General features: G+C 73.3%; 3 protein-coding genes and 1 pseudogene. 2 read left to right on the top strand and 2 right to left on the bottom strand.

Going from position 1 to position 3,335, the window contains the following annotated elements; all coding sequences use genetic code 11:
- A partial coding sequence (locus AB0M20_RS33765; protein ID WP_364304397.1) for a WYL domain-containing protein occupies positions 1 to 1,009 on the top strand: 1,009 nt, incomplete at its 5' end.
- A complete protein-coding gene (locus tag AB0M20_RS33770) occupies positions 1,006 to 1,422 on the top strand; it encodes a nitroreductase/quinone reductase family protein (protein WP_364304398.1) in 417 nt (138 codons plus the stop codon). The genes AB0M20_RS33765 and AB0M20_RS33770, both read left to right, overlap by 4 nt.
- Here AB0M20_RS33770 and AB0M20_RS33775 read toward each other — a convergent pair.
- Together AB0M20_RS33775 and AB0M20_RS33780 are read right to left on the bottom strand one after the other, a co-directional pair.
- Positions 1,419 to 1,910, bottom strand: coding sequence for a hypothetical protein (locus tag AB0M20_RS33775; RefSeq protein WP_364304399.1), 492 nt, complete (start codon positions 1,908 to 1,910; stop codon positions 1,419 to 1,421). The genes AB0M20_RS33770 and AB0M20_RS33775 overlap by 4 nt on opposite strands.
- Positions 1,911 to 2,107: 197 nt before the next feature.
- Positions 2,108 to 3,335 (bottom strand): annotated as a pseudogene (locus AB0M20_RS33780) (peptidase); the annotation flags it as partial.

Raw genomic sequence — 3,335 nt, forward strand, 5'->3', positions numbered from 1 at the left:
TCGGCGCTATGTTTTTGTCATGCGCGCCGGCCGGCTGATCTCCCTCCTGCTGCTCCTGCAGAACCGGGGGCGGATGACCGCGCAGGCACTGGCCGACGAGCTCGAGGTCTCGGTGCGCACGGTCTATCGCGACGTCGAGTCGCTGGGCGCCTCCGGGGTGCCGATCTTCGCCGATCGAGGACCGGCCGGCGGCTACCAACTTCTGGACGGCTATCGGACGCGGCTGACCGGGCTCACCGGGGAGGAGGCCGGCACGCTGTTCCTGGCCGGGATGCCCGGGCCGGCGGCCGAGCTCGGGCTCGGGTCGGTGCTGGCCGCCGCGGAGCTCAAGCTGCGTGCGGCCCTGCCGGGTGAGCTCGGCGACCGTGCTGATCGCGTACGCGATCGATTCCATCTCGACGCACCCGGCTGGTTCCGGGCCGACGAGCCCGTCCCCCACCTGGCCGTGCTGGCCGGTGCGGTCTGGGAGGGCCGGCGGTTGTCCGTGCGCTACCGCCGGTGGAAGGCGCCGCGCGAGGTCAGCCGGACGCTGTCCCCGCTCGGCGTGGTGCTGAAGGCGGGGCGGTGGTATCTGGTGGCGTCCGGCCCGGCCGGGCGGATCACGGCGTATCGGGTGGCGAGCGTGCTCGAGGCGGCGGTGCTCGACGAGCCGGCCGAGCGGCCCGACGGTTTCGACCTGGCGGCGTTCTGGCGGGAGTGGACGGAACGCTACGAGAACAGCGTCTACACCTCGAGCGCCACGGTCCGGATGACCACCCGGGCCCTGGAGTTCACGGCGTTCGTCTTCCCGCCGGAGATGTCGCGGGTCGCGCGGGCGGAGGCCTCCGCGCCCGACGCGACCGGCTGGGCGACGACCCGGGTGCCCATCGAGTCGATCAAGCACGGCCATACCGAACTGCTCAAACTGGGCGCCGACGCCGAGGTTCTCGCGCCGCCGGAGCTGCGGGAGATGTTGGCCGAGACCACCCGCGGGCTGGCCGCGCTCTACCTGAAGGAGACAACATCATGACGATTCCCGACGACATGCTGGCCCACAACGCAAAGCTGATCGAGCAGTTCCGGGCGGACGGCGGCAAGTCCATGGGCGACCGCCCGCTGTTGCTGCTCACCACCGTCGGGCGGCGCACCGGCAAGCGGCACACCAGCCCGATGATGTACGTGACCGACGGGGACCGGTATCTGGTGATCGCATCCAACAACGGCGCCACCGAGGACCCGCTGTGGTACCGGAACCTGCTCGCCGACCCACAGGTGACGGTGGAGTTGCCGGGTCAGGAGTTCCGCGCCGAGGCGGCGCCACTGGAGGGCGACGACTACGACCGGTCATGGGCGGAGATCAAGAACCGTTATCCGTTCTTCACCGAACACGAGCAGCGGGCCGGCCGGAAGATCCCGGTCGTCGCGCTGACGAAAGCGAACTAGCCGTCGACCGTCCCCGCGCCGACACCGCCCGTGTCGTCCGGACCGGGCGGCGCGGGCGGGGTGTCGTCGCCCGGCTCGCCGCCGTCGTCATCCCCGGGGCCGGGCTGGTCGTCGCCCGGCTCGGTGGTCTCGTCGTCGGACGGCTGGGTGGTCTGCTCCTCCGTCGGTGACGGATCGGCCGACTGCTCCGGCTCCGGCGAGTCGTCGTCCCGGCCGCGGCTCTGCGACGGCTCGGCCGACGGCGCATCGGTCGAGGGCAAGTACCTGGCTTTGCGTTTCGGCTCCGGGACGACCGCGGGCTCGGCAGGCTCCGCGCCCGCGCCCTCGCCGCCCGGCGGCTTCGCCGTGTCCACCTTCTGCTCGCTCTGCACCACCGGCTGCCTCTGCGGCGGCACCGCCACATCGCCGATCTGCGCGCCCAGCCAGAGCGCCGGCCCGAGCCCGATGGCGACGAGCGCCCCGAAGAGCGCCACAGGTCCCCGCTCCATCAGCGCTCCTCCCCCCTTGTGGTAGCGATGATCGCCGCTGCGGCTGGCCCTCTTCTACCCATTTACGGCGAAGGTAAAGCAGGCGCAACACGTTGCCATTGTGACGCAAAGTGAAACTCGCGTTACGCGATCGTCGGAGTTGTGACCGTCCACCTGAGTTCACGGTCCGAACGGCCGAGAAGTTCAGATGGATCTGGTCAGCGGGTCCGCGCGAGGAAGGCGACGGCGTTGTCGAGGGCGGCCCAGCCGCCGGGCAACTCGTCGGAGTCGAGCGCGGCGCGCACGCTCAGGGTGCCGCCGTCACGCAGGCGAAGATCCCAGGCCTTCGGGGTACGCCGCGTCTGGGTCGCGTCGGAGACCTCGGCGTACGCGACGAAGCGCGTGCCCGGTGTCTCGTCGGCGGTGGCCGCGACCCGGGCCAGCCGGCGCTTCGCGGAGCCGTTCTGCGATCGGGGCAGGCCGGGCACCAGCAGCAGGCCGGTGTCGACGATCAGCATGTCGGTCCGGGAGCCGTCGACCACCAGATTGACCACCCCGCCGACCACCTCGGCCCGGGCCGCGGCGGCGCCCCGGTCACCGGCCGCGGCGGTGGGGTCGATGCCGAGTGCGGCGAGCCGGTCGCGGGCCGCACCCACGGTTCGCGGGTCGGCGACTTTCGCGGCGATGGCGCCGAGGTCGAGGTGGCTGCCGTCGCGGGCCACCAGTTCAGCGGTGCCGGTCCAGCTGTGCCGCCAGCGGGCGGCGTCGCTGCGCAGAGCGGCCAGGGCGAGCAGCAGGGTGATCAGCTCGGCGATGCGAGCCTCGGTCTCCTCCGCCGGCATCTCCGGGAAGACGGTGCCGGCCACCTCGCGAAGCTTGCCCTCGGCGGCCAGGTCGAGCACGTCGCCGGCGTTGGCGACGGGGGTGCCCGCGGCGCGGGTGAGGGTGCCGAGCGCGGCGTCCGCCTCCCGCTCCATCTCGGCGGCGCGCGCCGCGCCGAAGAACGCGTCCCAGCCGACCACGGTCCGCCCCCGCGTGGGGAACGCGACGGCCTGCAGGGCGCGGCCGAGCCCGGGCAGGTCGGGCACCAGCACAACGCCGGGCCCGAGCACAGCCGCGGGCGCCGCTTGCCCTCCGGCGATGCCGTTGACCAGCGCCGCCTGTCCCCCGCCGGAGCCGTTGACCGACGCCGCCTGCACCCCGCCCGAGGCGGCGAGCCCGCGATCCGGTCCGCTCGAGCCCGGCGCTGCTCCTGCGTCGACGCCCGCAACGGTCGAGGTACCAACCGCCGAGGCAGGTCCAACGCCGGCGACCGCCGTCTCCGCGCCCATCCCGGCCGCCGCGGGCACGGCACCGGCGACCGCCGGCTCCGGATCGATCCCGGCCACGGCAGGTCGGGCATCCGCGGGAGGCGCCTCCGAACCGATTCCTGCCGTCGCGGGCTCG

This window comes from Actinoplanes sp. NPDC051633, from assembly GCF_040681735.1.
Taxonomy (GTDB): domain Bacteria; phylum Actinomycetota; class Actinomycetes; order Mycobacteriales; family Micromonosporaceae; genus Actinoplanes.